Raw genomic sequence first — 18,391 nt, forward strand, 5'->3', positions numbered from 1 at the left:
CTGAGGAGCGCTGTGTTCACCAAGGTGCTGGTCGCCAACCGAGGCGAGATCGCGGTGCGGGCCTTCCGCGCGACCTACGAGCTGGGCGCGCAGACGGTCGCCATCTTCCCCTGGGAGGACCGCAACTCCGTCCACCGGCTCAAGGCCGACGAGAGCTACCAGATCGGGGAGGAGGGGCACCCGGTCCGCGCCTACCTCTCGGTCGACGAGGTCGTCGGCGCGGCGCGGCGGGCCGGGGCCGACGCGGTCTACCCCGGCTACGGCTTCCTGTCCGAGAACCCGGAGCTCGCAGCGGCCTGCGAGCGGGAGGGGATCACCTTCGTCGGCCCGCCGGCGTCGGTGCTGGAGCTGACCGGCAACAAGGCGCGGGCGATCGCCGCGGCGCGGGAGGCCGGGCTGCCGGTGCTGGCCTCGACCGCCCCGAGCGACGACCTGGACACCGTCCTGGCCTCCACCGCGGACATGCCGTTCCCGGTGTTCGTCAAGGCGGTCGCCGGCGGTGGTGGGCGCGGGATGCGGCGGGTGGAGGACCCCGCGGAGCTGGCCGGCGCGGTGCAGGCGGCGATGCGCGAGGCCGAGTCGGCTTTCGGGGACGCCACCGTCTTCGTCGAGCAGGCGGTGGTCGAGCCGCGGCACATCGAGGTGCAGGTGCTGGCCGACGGGCAGGGGAACGTCGTCCACCTGTTCGAGCGGGACTGCTCGGTGCAGCGCCGGCACCAGAAGGTGATCGAGCTGGCGCCGGCGCCGAACCTGGATCCGCACCTGCGGGAGCGGATCTGCGCCGACGCAGTCGCCTTCGCCCGGGCGATCGGCTACGTCAACGCCGGCACCGTGGAGTTCCTGCTCGACCGCGAGGGCCGGCACGTGTTCATCGAGATGAACCCGCGGATCCAGGTCGAGCACACGGTGACCGAGGAGGTCACCGACGTCGACCTGGTGCAGTCCCAGCTGCGGATCGCGGCGGGGGAGACGCTGGCCGACCTGGGCCTGTCGCAGGAGTCGATCGTGCTGCGGGGTGCGGCGCTGCAGTGCCGGATCACCACCGAGGACCCGGCCAACGGCTTCCGGCCGGACACCGGCCGGATCACCGCCTACCGCTCACCCGGCGGGGCCGGGATCCGGCTGGACGGCGGGGCCTCGCTGGGCGCGGAGGTCCAGGCGCACTTCGACTCGCTACTGGTGAAGCTGACCTGCCGGGGGCGCACCTTCGACATCGCCGTGGCCCGGGCGCGGCGGGCGGTGGCGGAGTTCCGGATCCGCGGGGTGGCCACCAACATCCCGTTCCTGGCCGCGGTGCTGGACGATCCGGACTTCGCCGCCGGGCGGGTCACCACGTCCTTCATCGAGGAACGGCCCGAGCTGCTCACGGCGCGCTCGTCGGCCGACCGCGGTACCCGGCTGCTGACCTACCTGGCCGACGTGACCGTGAACCACCCGCACGGAGAGCGCCCGCACCTGGTCGACCCGGTGAGCAAGCTGCCGGCCGTCGACCTCACCGTCCCCCCGCCGGACGGCTCCCGCCAGCGGCTGCTCGCGGCCGGCCCGGAGGCCTTCGCCGCCGACCTGCGCGCCCGGACGGCCCTGGCGGTCACCGACACCACCTTCCGCGACGCCCACCAGTCGCTGCTGGCCACCCGGGTGCGCACCCGGGACCTGCTGGCCGTCGCCGGGCACGTGGCCCGCACCGCCCCGCAGCTGTTCAGCCTGGAGTGCTGGGGTGGGGCGACCTACGACGTGGCGCTGCGCTTCCTGCACGAGGACCCGTGGGACCGGCTGGCCGCGCTCCGCGACGCGGTGCCCAACATCTGCCTGCAGATGCTGCTGCGCGGCCGCAACACCGTCGGCTACACGCCCTACCCCGAGGCGGTCACCGACGCCTTCGTCCGCGAGGCCGCCGCCACCGGCATCGACGTCTTCCGGGTGTTCGACGCACTCAACGACGTCGCCCAGATGCGTCCGGCGATCGACGCGGTCCGGGAGACGGGAACGGCGGTCGCCGAGGTGGCGCTGTGCTACACCGGCGACCTCTCCGACCCCGGCGAGGACCTCTACACGCTGGACTACTACCTGCGGCTGGCCGAGCAGATCGTCGACGCCGGCGCGCACGTGCTGGCGATCAAGGACATGGCCGGCCTGCTGCGCCCGCCGGCGGCCGCGACGCTGGTGATGGCGCTGCGCGAGCGCTTCGACCTGCCGGTGCACCTGCACACCCACGACACCGCAGGCGGCCAGCTCGCCACGCTGCTGGCGGCCTGGAACGCCGGGGTCGACGCCGTGGACGGCGCGGTCGCCTCCATGGCCGGCACCACGAGCCAGCCGCCGCTGTCGGCGATCGTCGCCGCGACCGACGCCACCGAGCGGGCCACCGGCCTGGACCTGGCCGCGGTCAACGACCTGGAGCCGTACTGGGAGGCCGTCCGACGGGTCTACGCGCCCTTCGAGTCCGGCCTGGCCGCGCCCACGGGGCGTGTCTACCGGCACGAGATCCCCGGCGGGCAGCTGTCCAACCTGCGCCAGCAGGCCATCGCCCTGGGCCTCGGCCAGCGCTTCGAGGAGGTCGAGGACGCCTACGCCGCCGCCGACCGGCTGCTGGGCCGGCTGGTCAAGGTCACCCCGTCGTCCAAGGTCGTCGGCGACCTGGCACTGCAGCTCGTCGGTTCCGGCGTCAGCGTCGAGGACTTCGCCGCTGAGCCCGGGAAGTACGACCTGCCCGACTCGGTGATCGGCTTCCTGCGCGGCGAGCTGGGCGACCCGCCCGGCGGCTGGCCCGAGCCGTTCCGCAGCCGTGCGCTGGAGGGCCGGCGTCCGGCCGAGCCGCCGGCGGAGCTGTCGGCGGAGGACGAGCGGGGGCTGGCCGAGCAGCCCCGGCAGACCCTCAACCGGCTGCTCTTCCCGGGACCCACCCGCGAGTACGAGGCGCACGTCGACTCCTACGGCGACGTCTCCGTGCTGCCGACCAAGGAGTTCCTCTACGGGCTGCGGCCCGGCGACGAGCACGCGGTCGACCTGGAGCCCGGGGTCACCCTGCTCGTGGGGGTGGAGGCCGTCTCCGATCCCGACGAGCGCGGCATGCGCACGGTCATGTGCACCCTCAACGGCCAGCTGCGACCGGTCTCGGTGCGCGACCGCTCGGTCGACGCGCAGGTCAAGGCCGCCGAGAAGGCCGACCGCAGCGACCCCGGCCAGGTCGCCGCACCGTTCGCCGGCGTGGTCACCCTCCAGGTCGGCGAGGGCGACACCGTCGAGGCCGGGCAGCCGATCGCCACGATCGAGGCGATGAAGATGGAGGCCTCGATCACCGCGCCGGTCGCCGGCACGGTCAAGCGGCTGGCCATCGGCGGCGTCCAGCAGGTGGAGGGCGGTGACCTGCTCGTCGTCCTGTCCTGAGAGGCCCCCGCAGGCTCGGGGACGCTCCGGAGTGGGTCGACCACCCCCGAGGAGCACACCTCGGCGCCGTGTCGTCCGGCCGCGACGGTGTGTGAGTGCCGGCCCGGGTGTCGAGGTCCGGCCGGACCGGGTCGTTCAGTTCGGTGCGGGGTTGGGCAGGGAGGCAGGGCGCAGCCATGCACGCCTGACCGGCGCGGAGGCGCTGCGTGGACCGCCGCGGCGGTGCCCTCCGGGGCCGCCAGGAGCGGGTGGAACCCAGGCAGCAGCAGGGGACGGAGCGCGGTGTGATCTCGGTCGACGGGGGAGGGCAGACCCTGGGCGGCCGCTACGAGCTGCAACAGCTCATCGCCACAGGCGGGATGGGGCAGGTCTGGCGCGGCCGGGACACGATGCTGGACCGGCCGGTCGCGGTGAAGGTGCTGCGCAGCGAGTACGCCGACGACCAGACCTTCCTCGCCCGGTTCCGCGCCGAGGCCCGGCACGCCGCGGCCCTGAGCCACCCGAACATCGCCACCGTCCTGGACTACGGGGAGGCGACGGCGGAGGACACCGGCGGGGACGTCGCCTTCCTCGTGATGGAGCTGGTCGACGGCGCGCCGCTGTCGACGCTGCTCACCGAGGAGGGGCCGCTGGACCCCGAGGCCGCGCTCTCGGTGTTGTCCCAGGCCGCCGCCGGGCTGGCGGAGGCGCACCGCGCCGGCGTCGTCCACCGTGACATCAAGCCCGGCAACATCCTGGTCCGCCCCGACGGCAGCGTGAAGCTCACCGACTTCGGCATCGCCTGCTCGGCCGGCAGCGTGCCGCTGACCGGCACCGGCCAGGTCATCGGCACCCCGCAGTACATGTCGCCCGAGCAGGCCGCGGGGGAGCGGGTCAGCCCGGCCAGCGACGTCTACGCCCTCGGCCTGGTCGGCTACGAGTCGCTGACCGGACACGCCGCCTTCGCCGGCACCAACCCGGTCGCCGTGGCGCTCAAGCACGTGTACGAGGACCCCGACCCGCTTCCCGCCGAGGTCCCGCCCGACATCCGGCACCTCATCGAGGCCGCGCTGGTCAGGGACCCGCAGCAGCGTCTTCCCGACGGCGACGCGTTCCTGCACGCCATCGAGGAGACCGTGCGCCGCTCGCCGGCCACCGCGCCGGCGACCCGGCCGATCGCTCCGGCCGCCGTCGCCGCGGCGGTACCCCCGGCGGCGCACGAGGTGCCGGCCGGCGCGCCGCGGCGTCCCCACGACGACGACCGCGGCTCCCGCCGCCGCCCGCTGCTGCTGGTGCTGGCCGTGCTCGCCGTCCTGCTGCTCGGCGGCGGCGTGGTCGGGCTGGTGGGCGGGCTCGACGGCGACGAGAGCACGACCGTCGCGCCGCCGTCGGCCGTCGCGCCGTCGTCGGCCGTCGCGCCGTCGTCGGCCGTCGCGCCGTCGTCGGCGGACCCGGGTCTGGTGCTGACCGCCGCGGAGTACGTGGGGCGTCCGGTCGAGGAGGTCGCCGCCGAGCTGACCGGGCTCGGGCTGACCGTGGGCCGGCAGGCAGAGGTGACTCCGGACACCACGCCGGGCACCGTCACCGCGCTCGACCCGGCCGGCGCCGAGGTCCGGCCGGGGGACCGGGTGGAGGTCCTTGTCGCGGCGTCGCCCACCGCCCCCGAGGAGCCCGCGCCCGCCGAGGACGCGCCGGCGCCGACCCCTGAGGACGCACCTGCCGCCCAGGACCCCGCCTCGGCCGAGGACTCCGCTCCGGCGGAGAGCTCTGCTCCAGCGGGGGAGTCCGCCCCGGCGGGGGAGTCCGCCCCGGCGGCTGGGTCCTCCTCGACGGAGGACCCTGCTCCGGCGGAGGGGTCCACGTCGGCGGAGACGCCGGCTCCGCCGTCCGGGAACACCACCACGGGAGCGCCCGAGCCGTCCACGGAGCCGTCCTCGCCGACGGGCAGCAGCGGGACACCGCTGCCCTCGGAGGAACCCGCGCCGACCGACGACGGCACGGACGCCGCTGCGCCGAGCAGCTCGTCGGAGACCGAGGCGGGCGGGGACACCGGGACGTCGAGCAGCTCGCCCGAGAGCGGCGCGGCGACCGGGGACGGCGCCGGCGACAGCACGGTCCCGGAGTCGGCCGGCGCTCGCCCGACCAGCTGACCAGCGTCAGGCGACCAGCAGCACGACCAGCGTGCGCGGGCCGTGCACGCCCTCGACCCGCTGCAGCTCGATGTCGCTGGTCGCGGACGGGCCACTGACCATCGTCAGCGGGGCGTTCGGGTCCAGCCGCGGCAGCGCCTCGGGGACGCCGCCGACGACTCGCTCGGCCTCAACCACGCAGACCAGGCAGTCGGGCAGCAGCGAGATCGCCCGCCGGCCGGACAGCGGGCCGCCGTCCAGGACCAGCGTGCCGGTCTCCGCGATCGCCACCGCGATGCCGGTCAGCGTCGCGGCGAACGCGGCCAGCTCGACGGCGGGGCGGCCGTCGTCCTCGCGGGCGCCGTCCGGCCGCCAGCCGGCCGGCACCCCGGGGGCGACGACGACGGAGCCGGGGTCCCAGCCGGCGCCCAGGCCGGCGTCGAGGGCGGCGGCCACGGTGGCCCCGATCTGGTCCGGACCGCAGCGCAGCACCGAGGCCTTGTAGTCCTCCAGCCGGTCGACGAGGACGTCGAGCTGCTGCTCGGCGGGGCGGTCGTCGGCGGTGCGGTAGTCGCGGGGGACCGCCACCTCCGGCCGGTGCTCGCCCAGCGCGGTGCGGATCCGGCCCAGCACCTCCTCGCGAGCGCTCATGCTCCCTCCTCGCTGGCGCTGGTCGGGCGCATCCGCGCACGCTGCTCCGTCATCGGCGAGCTCGCGAGCTCGCTCACCTCCCGTGCTCCCGGGCCCAGGCCTGGGTGAACGTCTCCCTCGGCGGGGCGGGCAGGTCGCGGCTCCGCGTCCAGCCCGACGCGGGTGGCGGCAGCGCGGCCGGCAGTGTCGGCTTCCCGCGGGCGAGGAACCGGCCCAGGCCCGCCGCCTTCTGGGTGAGGTGCCACAGCCACGGGTGGGACATCGCCTTGGCGAGCACGCGGAAGGCGGCCGCCTCGGGGGTGAGCTTCTCCTGCGCCTCGACGTGCTCGGCGCGCAGGTGCACCAGGATCGAGGGGATGTCGATCGCCACCGGGCACGCGTCGTAGCAGGCGCCGCACAGCGACGAGGCGTACGGCAGCGAGGCGTTGTCCTCGACCCCGGTCAGCTGCGGGGAGAGGACGGCGCCGATCGGGCCCGGGTACACCGAGCCGTAGGAGTGCCCGCCGGTGCGCTCGTACACCGGGCAGACGTTGAGGCAGGCCGAGCAGCGGATGCAGTGCAGCGCCTCGCGGCCCACCTCGTCGGCGAGCACCGCCGTCCGCCCGTTGTCGAGCAGCACCAGGTGGAAATCCTGCGGGCCGTCGCCGGGGGTGACCCCGGTCCACATCGACGTGTACGGGTTCATCCGCTCCCCGGTGGAGGAGCGGGGCAGCAGCTGCAGGAACACCTCGAGGTCGCGCCAGGTCGGCACCAGCTTCTCGATGCCCATGACGGTGATCAGCGTCTGCGGCAGGGTCAGGCACATCCGGCCGTTGCCCTCGCTCTCGACGACGGCGAGGGTGCCGGTCTCGGCGACGGCGAAGTTGGCGCCGCTGATGGCCACCTTCGCCCGCAGGAACCGCTCGCGCAGGTGGGTGCGGGCGGCCATGGCCAGCCGACGCGGCTCGTCGGGGAGGTCCCGGTCGGCGTCGGGGCCCTGGAACTGCGGCATGGTCCGCAGGAAGATCTCGCGGATCTCGGCGCGGTTCTTGTGGATCGCCGGCACCAGGATGTGGCTCGGTGCGTCGTCCCCGAGCTGCACGATCAGCTCGGCGAGGTCGGTCTCGTGCGCCGTGATGCCGGCGTCCTCGAGCGCCTCGTTGAGGCCGATCTCCTGGGTGGCCATCGACTTGACCTTGACCACCTCGTCGGCGCCGGTGGCCTGCACCAGCCGGGTGACGATCGCGTTGGCCTCGTCGGCGTCGCGGGCCCAGTGCACCGTGCCGCAGCGTGCGGTGACCTGTTCCTCGAGCTGCACCAGGAGCTCGTCCAGCCGCGCCATCGTCGACTGCTTCAGCGCCTTGCCGGCCTGGCGCAGCTGCTCCCAGTCGGGCACCTCGCCGACGACCTTGGCCCGCTTGGCGCGGATGGTGCTCGTCGCGTGCCCGAGGTTGGCCCGCAGCTGGCCGTCGCGCAGCGCGTCGCGGGCGGCCTCCGGGAAGGAGCGGTCGCCGCGCAGGTGGCCGACCCCGCGGGGTGCGGTGGGCAGACCGAGGAACGTCGTCCCGGACCGGGGCGCTCCCGGGGCCAGGGACGTCTGGTCGGCGTTCAGGTCCTGAGGGGTGGTGGTCATGCCGACACCGCCGGCCGGGTGGTCTGGTGCGGGCTCACGGCGTCCTCCGTCGAGGCCAGGATCTCGGCCAGGTGCACGGTGCGCGTCCCCGACCGCAGCCGGGAGAGCCCACCGCCGATGTGCATGAGGCAGGAGGCGTCACCGGCGGTGCACACCTCCGCGTGGGTGGACAGCACGTTGGCCATCTTGTCGGTCAGCATGGCCGTCGAGGTGTCGGCGTTCTTCACCGAGAAGGTGCCGCCGAAGCCGCAACACTGCTCGGCGGCCGGCAGCTCGACGAGCGTCAGCCCGCGGACGGCCCGCAGCAGCTGCAGCGGCCGCTCGCCCACCCGCAGCAGCCGCAGCGAGTGGCAGGTCGGGTGGTAGGTGACCCGGTGCGGGTAGTAGGCGCCGACGTCGGTCACCCCGAGGACGTCGACGAGGAACTGCGAGAGCTCGTGGGTCCGCTCGGCCAGCGCCTCGGCCTCGGCGGCGAGTCCCTCCTCGCCGGCCCGGCGCAGCACCATGGCCTGCTGGTGGTGGATCGAGGCCACGCACGACCCGGACGGCGACACGATCGCCTCGGCGCCGGCGAAGGCCCGCACGTGGTTGGCCACGATCGGCACCGCCTCGCGCCGGTAGCCGGTGTTGACGTGCATCTGCCCGCAGCAGGCCTGCCCGGCGGGGACGACGACCTCGTGGCCCAGCCGCTCCAGCAGCCTCGCCGTGGCCATCGCGACCTGCGGCGCCACCGTGTCCACCAGACACGTGGCGAACAGCGCCACCCTCATGCCGCTCCCTCCCGGTCGGCCGCGACGTCGCGGCGCACCATGCTCGACTCCCGAACGACGAGCACCGGCTCGAACACCGGTTGCTCGTGCCGGTGACCCTCCCGACCCTCGTCCAGGAGCAGCTCGGCCGCACGTCGGCCGAGCTCCTGCCGCGGCTTGCGCACCGAGCTCAGCGGCACGGCAGCCGCCGCGGCGAAGTCGATGTCGTCATATCCCACGATGGCGAACTCGTCGGGCACCCGGACCCCGTGGCGCACCATCTCCTGGAGTACGCCGAGCGCCAGCAGGTCGTTGGCGCACACGGCCGCCGTGGGACGCCGGGACGCCGGCAGGCCGATGACCCGGGCCGCAGCCTCCCGCCCGCCGGCGACGCTGAGCTCGCCGGGGGACAGGACGGTCAGCTCCGTGTCGGGGACCTCGCGCACCGCCGACTCGACGCCCGCGTGGCGCTCCCGGATCTGCGGCAGGGCGGCGTGCCCTCCGACGAAGGCGATCCGGCGGTGGCCGCGCTCGAGCAGGTGCTCGGCAGCCAGCCGCCCGCCGAGGACGTCGTCGGTCGCGGCGGCGCACTGGTGTGGGCCCGGCGCACGTCGGTCGACGAGGACCACCGGGACGCCGCGGTCGCGGAGTGCGTCCAGCTGTGGGGTCAGCTCGGCGGTCGGGGTGATCAGGACGCCGTGCACCCGCTGCTCGGCGAGCAGGCCCAGGTGCGCAGCCTCCTTCTCCGGGCGGTCGTCGGAGTTGCACAGGACCATCGCGAGGCTGGCCGCGTTGACGACGTCCTCGACCCCGCGGGCGACGTCGGTGAAGAAGGGGTTGGCCATGTCGAGCACCACCAGGCTGACGGTGCGGCTCGAGCCCGCGCGCAGCTGGCGCGCCGACTCGTTGCGGACGAAGCCGAGGGCGGCGATCGCGTCGAGCACCTTCGTCCGGGTGGCCTCACTGACCACGTCGGGCCGGTTGAGGACGTTGCTCACCGTGCCGACCGACACCCCGGCCCGGCCGGCGACGTCGCGGATGCTCGCGGTCAAGGGCCCCTCCTCGGTCGGGTCCAGTGTGCCGGACCACATGCTCGGCCACTGCGTGAAAGCGGCCGGTCCTCGCCGGGCCGGTCGAGGCCGCGGCGCTGGGCAACGCGCTGGTGCAGGCCCGCGCTCTCGGCGCCGTCGACGGCGGACTGGGGGAGATGCGGCGGCTGCTGCGCACCACCCAGGCGCTGGTCGAGTACCGGCCGTCCGGGTCGTCGGCCGCCTGGGACGCCGCCGAGGCGCGCATCTCCCGACCCCCCGGGATGGGGCGGGACCGTCCGGCGGTCGTCGGCCAGGTCCCGCCCGGACCCGTCAGGGATCCCCGTGCCACTCGCCGTCACTGGGTTCACCGGCCGCCCGACGCGGACGCTCGGGGAGGTGCTGCGCGCGCGGGCCTGACCGCGGGGGAGTCAGGAGCAGGCGCGCGGGTAGACGACGCCCGTGCGCCTGCCCGGTCCCTCGGACCTCCTCGACCTGCCCTGGACGCTCGCCGACTCCGTCCGCAGCCTGAGCGCAGCCCTGCCGCGCGCCGAGACGCTGCTGCCCCTCGCCGACGACGTCCTCCGCCGCACCCGCTCCCTGCTCGACGGTGCCGGGCCCGCGGTGGCCCGTGCAGCGGCGGTGGGCCCCGAGGCCGTCGAGGCGGCGGCGAACGTGGTGCAGCGCGTTGCCGCCGTCCTGACCCCCGAGCGGGTCGCGTCCGCGGGCGCGCTGGTCGACCGGCTCGGCGCCGCGCTGGCACCGGACCGGGTCGAGGCGGTGACCCGCACGGTGGACTCGCTGCGGTCGCGGGCCGACGTCGTCCCGCGGGCCCTCGACGCGCTCGACGCGCTGCTGTCCTCCGACCAGCTGCCCCGGCTGGGCGAGGGATTCGACCGGCTGCTGTCGGCCGACCTGCTGCCCCGGCTCGACCGGGCGCTGGACCTCCTGACCGACGAGCGCGTAGAGCGGGCTCTCGACCTCGCCGTGGACGACCGGGTCGGGCGGGCCCTCGACCTCGCCGCGGACGACCGGCTCGGGCGGGCCCTCGACCTCGTGACCGGTGATCGGGTCGATCTGGTGCTGGACCTGCTGACCGGCGACCGGGTGCAGCAGGCCCTCGACCTGGCCGCCGACCAGCGGGTCCGCCGGCTGCTCGACCTGGCGGCCGACGAGCGGGTCGACCGGCTGCTCGGCCGGCTGGACGCCCTGCTCGCCGACGACCGCGTTCCGCGCGTGGTGGACCGCGCCGACGAGGTGCTGAACGACGAGCGCCTCGCCCGGATCAGTGGCCGGATCGACCGGCTGCTGTCCGACGCGCACCTCGACCGCACCGAGGAGTTGCTCGGCGAGGGGCAGGCGGCGGCCGCCCTCGACCTGCTCGCCCGACTCGACCGCGAGCTGACCGACGACGCAGCCCGCGCGCTGGCCACGCTGCTCGACCGGCTGCCCACGCTGCTCACCGAGGACCGGACCGCGAGCCTGGCCGCCCTCGCCGACCAGGTGCCGCGACTGCTCCGCGGCCTGGAATCCGGCCATCTGCCGAGCACCGCCGACCTGGGTCGGGTGCCGACGGACCTGCACGCGATGCTCGAACTGATCGACGACCTGCACCGGGTGGCGTCGGGCGTCCCCGGTGCGGTGCGGGCCCGCGACCGCGGGGAGGAGCCGCACCCGCAGGTCGAGGACCCGCAGCCGGAGATGGATGACCCGCGGCCGGAGGTCGAGTCCCTGGACGACCCGCAGCCGGAGGTGCACGACCCGCAACCTGAGGTGGACGACCCACAACCTGAGGCATGATCCGCCGTCCTCCCGCACCGCAGCGCGTCCTCCCTCACGGTGGGCGGTGAGGGAGGACGCGCCGCGATCAGGTCACCTGGTCACGGCCGGAGGAGTCCGCAGCGGCGGGGGCGCGTACTCGCCGCGCTTGCCGGTGGTCAGGCCCTGGCGCACCAGCCCCTCGAGGACGGTCACGGCCGCGGCCACGCCGTCCACCACCGGGACGCCGAGCAGCGCGGTGAGGTCGCCGGCGAGGTCGGCCATCCCCCACAGCCGAGCACGATGGCGTCGCACCCGTCGACGTCGACGGCGTCGCCGCACTCGTGGGCGATGCGGTCGCGGGCGGCCGGGTCAGTCTCCAGCGCGAGCACGGAGATCTCCACCGCCCGCACCGCCCGGCACGCGTCCCGCACGCCGTAGCGCCCGGCCAGCTCCCACGCCCGTCCGGTGGCGCGCCCCAGCGTCGTTACCACGCTGAACGAGCGCCCGAGGTAGGTGGCGGTGCGCATCGCCGCCTCGGCGATCCCGACCACGGGCCCGGCCGCCACCTCGCGGGCGGCGTCGAGGCCCGGGTCGCCGAAGCAGGCGATGGCGTGCCCCTGTGCGCCGTCGGCCTCGCCGGCCGCGACCTGCACGAGCAGGCCCGGGACGGCGAGCGCCTCGTCGACGTGGCTCTCGACGGCGGCCGGTCCGTTCTCGGGGGAGACCGCCGCCACCACCGTGCGCAGGGCGGCGGCGGCCCGTGCACTGCGGCCGATGAGCGCGGTCATCGACGCGGTGGTGTTGGGGTTGACGACCTGCAGGTGCACCAGGCGCGGGCGCCGTCGGAGATGCCGGGCTCGGTCGGGTCGAGCACCGGGATCATCGGGCGCACCCGCTCCAGTCCGACGAAGACGGTGAAGCCGAGGGCGCAGCCGATGAACCAGCCGTAGTCGCCGACCGAGGCGAACAGCGTCAGCAGGATCGTGGGAATCCCGGCCGCGGCGATGGCGATGACGGCGTTCGGGTTGTAGCCGTTGCGGAACCAGTACCGGCCGCGCGGCGACATCGAGTACATGTCGTCGACGGCGATGCGCTGCCGGCTGCAGACGTAGTAGCCGGCGATGAGGATGCCGAACAGCGGGCCGATGAGGCTGCCCAGGATGCCGAGACTGAAGCGGATGCCGTCGGCGTTGTCGTACCAGTTCCACGGGGTGAGCAGCACCGAGCCGACCGCGGCGACCATGCCGCCGGCCTGCCAACCGATCTTCTGCGGCGAGACGTTGGAGAAGTCGAACGCCGGGGCGATGAAGTTGGCGACGATGTTGATGCCGACGGTCGCCGTCACGAAGGTGACCCCGCCGAGCAGGATCGCGACGGGTGCGTCAATGCGCTCGACGGTCTCGATCGGGTCGGTGATCAGCTCGCCGAAGACCGGCACGGTGGCCGAGGCGCAGACGACGGTCAGCACCAAGAAGAACAGGAAGTTGACCGGCAGGCCGAGCACGTTGCCGCGCTTGACCGCCCCGAAGCTGCGGCCGTAGCGGGCGAAGTCGCCGAAGTTGAGCATCGGGCCGGAGAAGTACGGGACGACGATGGCGATCGCCCCGGCCATCATCCCCACGGTGGCCCAGCCGCTCAGCGTCGGGCCGGTGTGCAGGTCGAGGTCGACGGCCGACCAGCCGGCCTCCGAGACCAGGTACACCGCCAGCGCGATCATCGCGACGTAGACGGCGGGCCGGCCCAGTCGATGAACCGCTTGATCGTCTCCATGCCCTTCCAGAACAGCGCGGCCTGGCCACCCAGAGCACGGCGAAGGAGATCCAGCCGAGCGCGCTCAGGCCGAGGAAGGAATGCTCGGTGAGCGTCTCGGCGCCGGGGACGAACTTCAGCCATGATGTTGAGGCTGCTGGCGGCGAGGAAGGTCTGCACGCCGTACCAGGCCACCGCGATGAGCCCGCGGATGATGGCCGGCACGTTGGCGCCCTTGACGCCGAACACCGCCCGGTTGACCACCGGGTAGGGGACGCCGGTCCTCTGGCTGGGCTTGGCCACCAGGTTGACGAAGACCTGCACGATCAGGATGCCGACCAGCAGCGCGATGAGCACCTGGCAGCCGCGATGCCGAGGGCGAACAGCGTGCCGGCGGTGACGTACCCGCCGACTCTGTGCACGTCCCACATCCAGAACGCGAAGATGTTGTAGGTGCCCCAGCGCTGCTCGCGCAGCGGTGCGAGGTCTTCGTTGGTCAGCCGCGGGTCGTAGCCCTCGGCGACGACGGCGCCGCCGGGGGCTGCGGGCGCGGGCGGGGTCGGCGCGACGATGGGCGTCGGCTCGGAGGGTGCGGACACGGGGCCTCCTGCGGTACCCCCTCCTCGACGGCGAGGGCCCGGAGGCTAGCGGCGCCGTGTTTCGAGGCTGTGTTCACGGCGGCCGACGTCCTGGCGCTGCTCGCCGAGCACGGTCGGCAGGTCGAGGACGTCGCCGAGGAACCCGTCGACCGGCATCGCCGCGTGCAGCAGGTCGGCGCCGTCTGGCGAGAGCGAGCGCGGAGCATCGCGAGCGTCACGTCGTGCGCGGCCGGCGGCTGGGTGTTCAGGAGCGCCGGCGCTCGATCGCCTCGAGCACCGTCTTGCGACCCTTGCCCAGCTCGCGCTCGGCCCGCTCGGCACGGTCGAGCTGGGATTCCCCGGTCATCTGCCCGACCAGCTTGCGCGCCTCGGCCGCGTCGACGTCGACCAGCTCGGCGGCCTTGCGGGCCTCCTTCGCCGCCTCGGTGTTGGCCACGTGCTGCTCGTCGCCGCTCCTCTTCCGGCGGTCGGTGGCCCGCTTCTCCTCGTCCGTGAGCAGCTGCCAGGCGGCGTCGGGGAGGTAACGTGACGTGCCGCCCGAGCCGCGGGCCCGGTCGTCGCCGTCGGCGGTGTGCCAGTCCTGCCCGGTCCACTCCTGCAGGTGCCGCTGCGACTCGGTGCGCTCGCCCTCGTGCCGGTAGCCGCCGCCGTGCGCCTCGTACTCGTGCGTGAGCAGCTGGCTCTTCCGGGCGCTCCACTGGCCCGGCCTCCCGCCGCGGTCGCCGGCCTTGATCTCTTCCTTGAGCCGCTCGCGCAGCTCCGGGTCCGTGTAGTCGTCCGCGTAGTCCTCCGCCGACTTCCCGCTCATGGGCGCCGGGGTACCCACGGTGTAGCCGGTCCACCCACGTCGGTCAGCACCTGCGTGACCGCGGGGGAGGGACACAGCTCCACCGGGCGGCCGGCCAGCTCGGCGGTCTCGACGTGGTCGAGCAGCAGCTCGCGCCCGGGCTCGGACAGCGCGGTGACCGAGCGGGCGTCGATGCGGTCGATCCGCGCGGGCTCGCGGCCGTAGCGCCGCCAGAACGCGTCGACGGCAGCGGCGTCGACCGCGCCGGCGAGGCAGAGCAGCCGCCCGCCGGTGGTGTTCAGCAGGCGGACGACGCCGCGCCGGGTCGCGGGGCTCTCGGGGGTCTGCGGGCTCACCGCCCCAGTGTGCGGCGACCCCGGCCGGCCCGGCACCGCGCAGCCCTGACCCCGGCGCCCGGACGCCGGTCGCGGAGGATGGGCGCGTGGAGAACCGCGTCGACGTCGCAGACCCCGGGACGGCGGAGCGCTTCGGCGCCGAGGTCGAGGCGGCCGCCCGCCGGCTGGCCGGGGTGGCCCAGCGGACGCCGCTGCAACGCAGCGCACGGCTGTCCGGGGCCACCGGCGCCGACGTCTGGGTCAAGCGGGAGGACCTGCAGGTCGGCCGCTCCTACAAGATCCGCGGCGCCTACAACACGATCAGCCAGCTCGACTCCGCCCGGCAGGCCGCCGGCGTGGTGTGCGCCAGCGCCGGCAACCACGGGCAGGGGGTCGCCTACGCCTGCCGGGCGCTGGGCGTGCGCGGCTCGGTCGTCGTCCCGGGGACGACGCCGCGCCAGAAGCGGGACCGCATCGCCGCCCTCGGCGGGGAGACGGTCGACCTGGTGGTCACCGGCGACTCCTACGACGAGGCGGCGGCCGCCGCGCTGACCCTGGCGCGGGACACGGGGGCGACCCTGGTGCCCGCGTTCGACGCCGTCCCCACCGTGGTCGGCCAGGCGACCGTCGCGCTGGAGCTCCTCGAACAGCTGCCCACGCCGCCGGACGTCGTCGTCCTCCCCGTCGGCGGCGGTGGCCTGCTGGCCGGCTGCGCGACCTGGCTGCGGCGGCACAGCCCCGCGACCCGCATCGTCGGGGTCGAGCCGGCCGGGGCGGCGAGCATGGCCGCGGCGCTGGCCGCCGGCACGCCGGTGGAGCTGCCGCAGCTGGACACCTTCGTCGACGGCGCCGCCGTCCGCCGGGTCGGCGACGTGACCTTCCCGCTGGTGCGCGACGCGGGTGCCGAGCTGGTCGCGGTGCCGGAGGGCCAGATCTGCACCGAGATGCTCGACCTCTACCAGGTGGACGGCGTCATCGCCGAGCCAGCCGGGGGCGCTGGCGACCGCCGCGCTCACCGGTGGGCTGGTGCCCGTCGAGCCGGGTCAGACGGTGGTCTGCCTGCTGTCGGGCGGCAACAACGACGTGAGCCGCTACGGCGAGGTGGTCGAGCGCTCGCTGGTGCACCGCGGCCTCAAGCACTACTTCCTCATCGAGTTCCCGCAGGAGCCCGGTGCGCTGCGCCGCTTCCTCGACGAGGTCCTCGGCCCGGACGACGACATCGTGCTGTTCGAGTACGTCAAGCGCGACAACCGGGAGACCGGGGCGGCGCTGACCGGTATCGAGCTCGGCAGCGCGGCGGACTTCCCGGCGCTGCTGGCCCGGATCGAGGCCAGCCCGCTGCGCATCCAGCACGTCGCCCCCGGGACGACGGCCTACCGCTTCCTCGTCTGAGGCCCCGTGGGTACCGAGGTGACCACTCGCCCGCTCACCGCCGGCGACGGCGAGCTGCTGCGGACGGCGACCCTGGCCAACCTGAACTGGACGGGGGAGCAGCGGTTCACCTCCCACGACGTCGACGAGACCCCCGAGCTGCGCCACTACTGCGAGTTCCGGCCTGAGCGCGGCGACCTCGGGTTCGTGGCCGAGACCCGGGGCTCGGTGGTGGGCGTGGTCTGGGCGCTGTTGCTCGCCGCCGACGACCCGGGCTACGGGTTCGTCGCGGACGGCGTCCCGGAGCTCAGCCTCCGCGTGTGGCCCGGCCACCGCGGGCGCGGGATCGGCGGCGGGCTGCTGCGCCGGGCGCTCGAGGAGGCCCGCCGGCGGGGGCTGGCACGGGTCAGCCTCAGCGTCGAGGCCGGGAACCCCTCCGTGCACCTCTACCGCTCGGTCGGCTTCTCCCCGGTGCCGGGCGCCGCCGACGGGACCATGGCCGTCGACCTGTGAGCGGGGTCAGCTCCAGTCGATGCGCGCGGCCAGGGTCTGCAGCCGCTCGCCGAGGACCGGGTCGAGGGAGGCGGCCCAGGCCACGCGGCCGAGTACGTGCTCGCGGAAGGTCGCCGGGTCGTGCCCGCGGGTCTGGCCGGCCCAGCCGTGCCGGGCGCAGTTGTGCAGCAGCGCGCGCAGCGCGTCGCGCTCCGGCCGGGGCAGCGTGGGCCGGGCGTTGACGACCGCGCCGAGCACCCGCTGCCGGGATCCGGCGCCGGCCACCCGGGTCTTGGCCGGGTTGACCCGGAAGCCCTCCTCGGCGGCGACCTCGGTGACCAGCGCGGCGAACCGGTCACCCCGGATCCGCCGGTCGCCGGAGAAGGTCAGGTCGTCGACGTAGCCGGTGTAGCGGGCGCCGGCGGTCGCGGCGAGGCCGGCCAGCCGGCGGTCGAGACGGAAGCACACCAGGTTGGCCAGCGCCGGCGAGGTCGGGGCGCCCTGCGGCAGGTGCGGCCTGGCCAGCCGCGTGCCCAGTCGCCGGTGCCGCTCCCGTGCGTCCGCCCCGGTCGGTACCGGCAGCGCCCGCCACACCGGCGCTGGCGCGGTCGTGGTCACCAGGGCGGTGACCAGCTGGGCGACCGGCTCGGTCAGCCCCGCGGTGCCCCGCAGCAGGCCCCGGACCCGCGGGGCAGGGACCGGGGCGAGAAACTCCTCGAGATCCATGCCGAGGACGACGGCACGGCCGGCGTGCAGTGCGGCCGCCGTCCGCACCGACCGGCCGGGGATGCAGCCGTGGGCGGCGTCGTGCACCGGGACCGGGGTGGGCACGTGCCGCAGCAGCCGCCGCTGGGCCTCCTTGAGCCGCGGCTTGGGCTCGGCGGCCAGCCGCAGCCGGCCGCGGCGCTCGACCGCGTGCCAGCGGTAGTGGCGCAGCGGGTCATCGACCGTGCGCTCCAGGCCGCGGACCTCGACCAGGCGAGCTCGGCCTGGTCGGGGTCCAGCAGCCGGGCGACCGCGGCGGCGTCCGGCAGAGGGGTGACGCCGAAGCGGTCGCGCGCCACGGCGGTGGCCACCGGCTGCCGGCGGACGACGCGGCGCGGGGCCCCGGTGCCCTCCCAGCCCTGCGTGGCCGCGACGAACAGGGCCAGCTCCCGCGGCCGGTCGACCGGCGCCGTGACGTACGCGGCGAGCACCTCGTCGACGACCGTGCCGATCCAGCGCGGCGCCCGCGCGAAGCCGAGGGCGACGGCGACCCGGCGGACCATCCCCCGCCGCGACCCCGGCCCGGCCAGCAGCGCCGTGGCGGTGCCCGAGGCCGTGAGGGAGGACCGGGTGCCGATCGTCACCGGCGTGCCCGGCGGGGGAGGCAGCCTCTCCCTGAGGGAGTCGCCATGCCGTGCGTGGAGCGCTCCTGGTGGCGGCTGACGCCGTGGCCTGCTCGCCGCGTTGCCCCGGGGTTGCCCCGGGGAGACCGGCTGACGCCGGTCGTCCTGCCCTCCCCGCCGCGCACGGGGCCACCGTAGCGGCGTCGGCGACATCCGTGCTGCTCACCACCGGGTGGCGCGGTCGTGCCCGTACGGGCACCCCCGAGTCCGTCGAACGGGGCCCCCACGCTCCCCGGGTGGTTCCCACGGGACCGGGGAGGACCCACCGGCGCGGCCCCGGCCGACGGGGAGCCCTCGATCTCCAGGGAGGGCACGGGGCACTGACAGCTCCGTCACAGGTTCCGGGTCGAGGATCTCCTCGACGGCTGGAGAGT

The 18,391-nt window shown here is 75.1% G+C and carries 16 protein-coding genes and 1 pseudogene; 6 read left to right on the forward strand and 11 right to left on the reverse strand.

Translation table 11 applies throughout. The annotated features are described in order from the left end of the window. Nucleotides 1–12: 12 nt before the first annotated feature. Both GOBS_RS08635 and GOBS_RS08640 read left to right on the forward strand, forming a co-directional pair. A complete protein-coding gene (locus tag GOBS_RS08635; protein WP_012947905.1) occupies nucleotides 13–3,387 on the forward strand; it encodes a pyruvate carboxylase in 3,375 nt (1,124 codons plus the stop codon). 248 nt (nucleotides 3,388–3,635) lie between these two features. Then, nucleotides 3,636–5,516 carry a serine/threonine protein kinase gene (locus tag GOBS_RS08640; RefSeq protein WP_243697677.1) on the forward strand — a complete coding sequence of 627 codons (1,881 nt, stop codon included), beginning with the start codon at nucleotides 3,636–3,638 and terminating at the stop codon, nucleotides 5,514–5,516. A gap of 6 nt (nucleotides 5,517–5,522) precedes the next feature. Here GOBS_RS08640 and GOBS_RS08645 read toward each other — a convergent pair whose 3' ends face one another. The 4 genes from GOBS_RS08645 to GOBS_RS08660 form a co-directional block, all read right to left on the reverse strand. Further along, nucleotides 5,523–6,146 (reverse strand): LutC/YkgG family protein, encoded by a 624-nt coding sequence (locus GOBS_RS08645; protein WP_012947907.1) that lies wholly within the window; start codon nucleotides 6,144–6,146, stop codon nucleotides 5,523–5,525. Nucleotides 6,147–6,219: 73 nt separating this feature from the next. After that, nucleotides 6,220–7,758 (reverse strand): LutB/LldF family L-lactate oxidation iron-sulfur protein, encoded by a 1,539-nt coding sequence (locus GOBS_RS08650; RefSeq protein WP_012947908.1) that lies wholly within the window; start codon nucleotides 7,756–7,758, stop codon nucleotides 6,220–6,222. Beyond that, complete coding sequence (locus GOBS_RS08655; RefSeq protein ID WP_012947909.1) at nucleotides 7,755–8,528, reverse strand: (Fe-S)-binding protein; 774 nt, start codon at nucleotides 8,526–8,528, stop codon at nucleotides 7,755–7,757. Before GOBS_RS08655 ends, GOBS_RS08650 begins: the two co-directional genes overlap by 4 nt. Then, nucleotides 8,525–9,559, reverse strand: coding sequence for a LacI family DNA-binding transcriptional regulator (locus GOBS_RS08660; RefSeq protein WP_041242053.1), 1,035 nt, complete (start codon nucleotides 9,557–9,559; stop codon nucleotides 8,525–8,527). The genes GOBS_RS08655 and GOBS_RS08660 overlap by 4 nt, the downstream gene beginning before the upstream one ends. Nucleotides 9,560–9,997: 438 nt before the next feature. Here GOBS_RS08660 and GOBS_RS08665 point away from each other — a divergent pair, with 438 nt between their 5' ends. Continuing rightward, nucleotides 9,998–11,335: a hypothetical protein gene (locus GOBS_RS08665; RefSeq protein ID WP_012947911.1), complete on the forward strand. Its 1,338-nt coding sequence runs from the start codon at nucleotides 9,998–10,000 to the stop codon at nucleotides 11,333–11,335. A gap of 170 nt (nucleotides 11,336–11,505) precedes the next feature. On the opposite strand, the gene GOBS_RS08670 is transcribed toward GOBS_RS08665, so the two are convergent. From GOBS_RS08670 to GOBS_RS08685, 6 genes are all read right to left on the reverse strand, one after another. Then, nucleotides 11,506–12,084, reverse strand: a complete 579-nt coding sequence (locus GOBS_RS08670) for an aspartate/glutamate racemase family protein (RefSeq protein WP_243697678.1) — start codon at nucleotides 12,082–12,084, stop codon at nucleotides 11,506–11,508. Continuing rightward, nucleotides 12,081–13,013: a cytosine permease gene (locus GOBS_RS08675; RefSeq protein ID WP_208104410.1), complete on the reverse strand. Its 933-nt coding sequence runs from the start codon at nucleotides 13,011–13,013 to the stop codon at nucleotides 12,081–12,083. Before GOBS_RS08675 ends, GOBS_RS08670 begins: the two co-directional genes overlap by 4 nt. Continuing rightward, on the reverse strand, nucleotides 13,010–13,402 hold the full coding sequence (locus GOBS_RS28065) for a cytosine permease (protein WP_208104411.1): 393 nt from the start codon (nucleotides 13,400–13,402) through the stop codon (nucleotides 13,010–13,012). The genes GOBS_RS08675 and GOBS_RS28065 overlap by 4 nt, the downstream gene beginning before the upstream one ends. Continuing rightward, the gene (locus GOBS_RS28070) at nucleotides 13,372–13,644 is read right to left on the reverse strand and encodes a hypothetical protein (RefSeq protein WP_208104412.1); all 273 of its coding nucleotides are present in this window, start codon (nucleotides 13,642–13,644) and stop codon (nucleotides 13,372–13,374) included. Before GOBS_RS28070 ends, GOBS_RS28065 begins: the two co-directional genes overlap by 31 nt. A 244-nt stretch (nucleotides 13,645–13,888) precedes the next feature. Further along, on the reverse strand, nucleotides 13,889–14,452 hold the full coding sequence (locus tag GOBS_RS08680) for a hypothetical protein (RefSeq protein WP_012947914.1): 564 nt from the start codon (nucleotides 14,450–14,452) through the stop codon (nucleotides 13,889–13,891). Then, on the reverse strand, nucleotides 14,449–14,787 hold the full coding sequence (locus tag GOBS_RS08685; RefSeq protein WP_012947915.1) for a hypothetical protein: 339 nt from the start codon (nucleotides 14,785–14,787) through the stop codon (nucleotides 14,449–14,451). The genes GOBS_RS08680 and GOBS_RS08685 overlap by 4 nt, the downstream gene beginning before the upstream one ends. A gap of 173 nt (nucleotides 14,788–14,960) precedes the next feature. On the opposite strand from GOBS_RS08685, the pseudogene GOBS_RS28690 reads away from it, so the two are divergent. From GOBS_RS28690 to GOBS_RS08695, 3 genes and pseudogenes are all read left to right on the forward strand, one after another. After that, nucleotides 14,961–15,707 (forward strand): annotated as a pseudogene (locus GOBS_RS28690) (pyridoxal-phosphate dependent enzyme); the annotation flags it as partial. Nucleotides 15,708–15,792: 85 nt separating this feature from the next. Then, nucleotides 15,793–16,158, forward strand: a complete 366-nt coding sequence (locus GOBS_RS28695; RefSeq protein WP_243697679.1) for a hypothetical protein — start codon at nucleotides 15,793–15,795, stop codon at nucleotides 16,156–16,158. Between the two features lie 18 nt (nucleotides 16,159–16,176). Further along, nucleotides 16,177–16,650 carry a GNAT family N-acetyltransferase gene (locus GOBS_RS08695; protein ID WP_208104413.1) on the forward strand — a complete coding sequence of 158 codons (474 nt, stop codon included), beginning with the start codon at nucleotides 16,177–16,179 and terminating at the stop codon, nucleotides 16,648–16,650. A gap of 6 nt (nucleotides 16,651–16,656) precedes the next feature. On the opposite strand, the gene GOBS_RS29490 is transcribed toward GOBS_RS08695, so the two are convergent. After that, nucleotides 16,657–18,264 carry a reverse transcriptase family protein gene (locus GOBS_RS29490; RefSeq protein WP_341776515.1) on the reverse strand — a complete coding sequence of 536 codons (1,608 nt, stop codon included), beginning with the start codon at nucleotides 18,262–18,264 and terminating at the stop codon, nucleotides 16,657–16,659. Between the last annotated feature and the right edge of the window lie 127 nt (nucleotides 18,265–18,391).

Origin of the sequence: Geodermatophilus obscurus DSM 43160 (genome assembly GCF_000025345.1) — a bacterium.
GTDB classification, from domain to species: Bacteria; Actinomycetota; Actinomycetes; order Mycobacteriales; family Geodermatophilaceae; genus Geodermatophilus; species Geodermatophilus obscurus.

Excerpts from the sequence above, each read along its gene's own strand:
- GOBS_RS08645 (WP_012947907.1), bottom strand. The coding sequence starts at position 6,146 with ATGAGCGCTCGCGAGGAGGTGCTGGGCCGGATCCGCACCGCGCTGGGC.
- GOBS_RS08650 (WP_012947908.1), bottom strand. The coding sequence starts at position 7,758 with ATGACCACCACCCCTCAGGACCTGAACGCCGACCAGACGTCCCTGGCC.
- GOBS_RS08655 (WP_012947909.1), bottom strand. The coding sequence starts at position 8,528 with ATGAGGGTGGCGCTGTTCGCCACGTGTCTGGTGGACACGGTGGCGCCG.
- GOBS_RS08670 (WP_243697678.1), bottom strand. The coding sequence starts at position 12,084 with ATGACCGCGCTCATCGGCCGCAGTGCACGGGCCGCCGCCGCCCTGCGC.
- GOBS_RS08675 (WP_208104410.1), bottom strand. The coding sequence starts at position 13,013 with ATGATCGCGCTGGCGGTGTACCTGGTCTCGGAGGCCGGCTGGTCGGCC.
- GOBS_RS08680 (WP_012947914.1), bottom strand. The coding sequence starts at position 14,452 with ATGAGCGGGAAGTCGGCGGAGGACTACGCGGACGACTACACGGACCCG.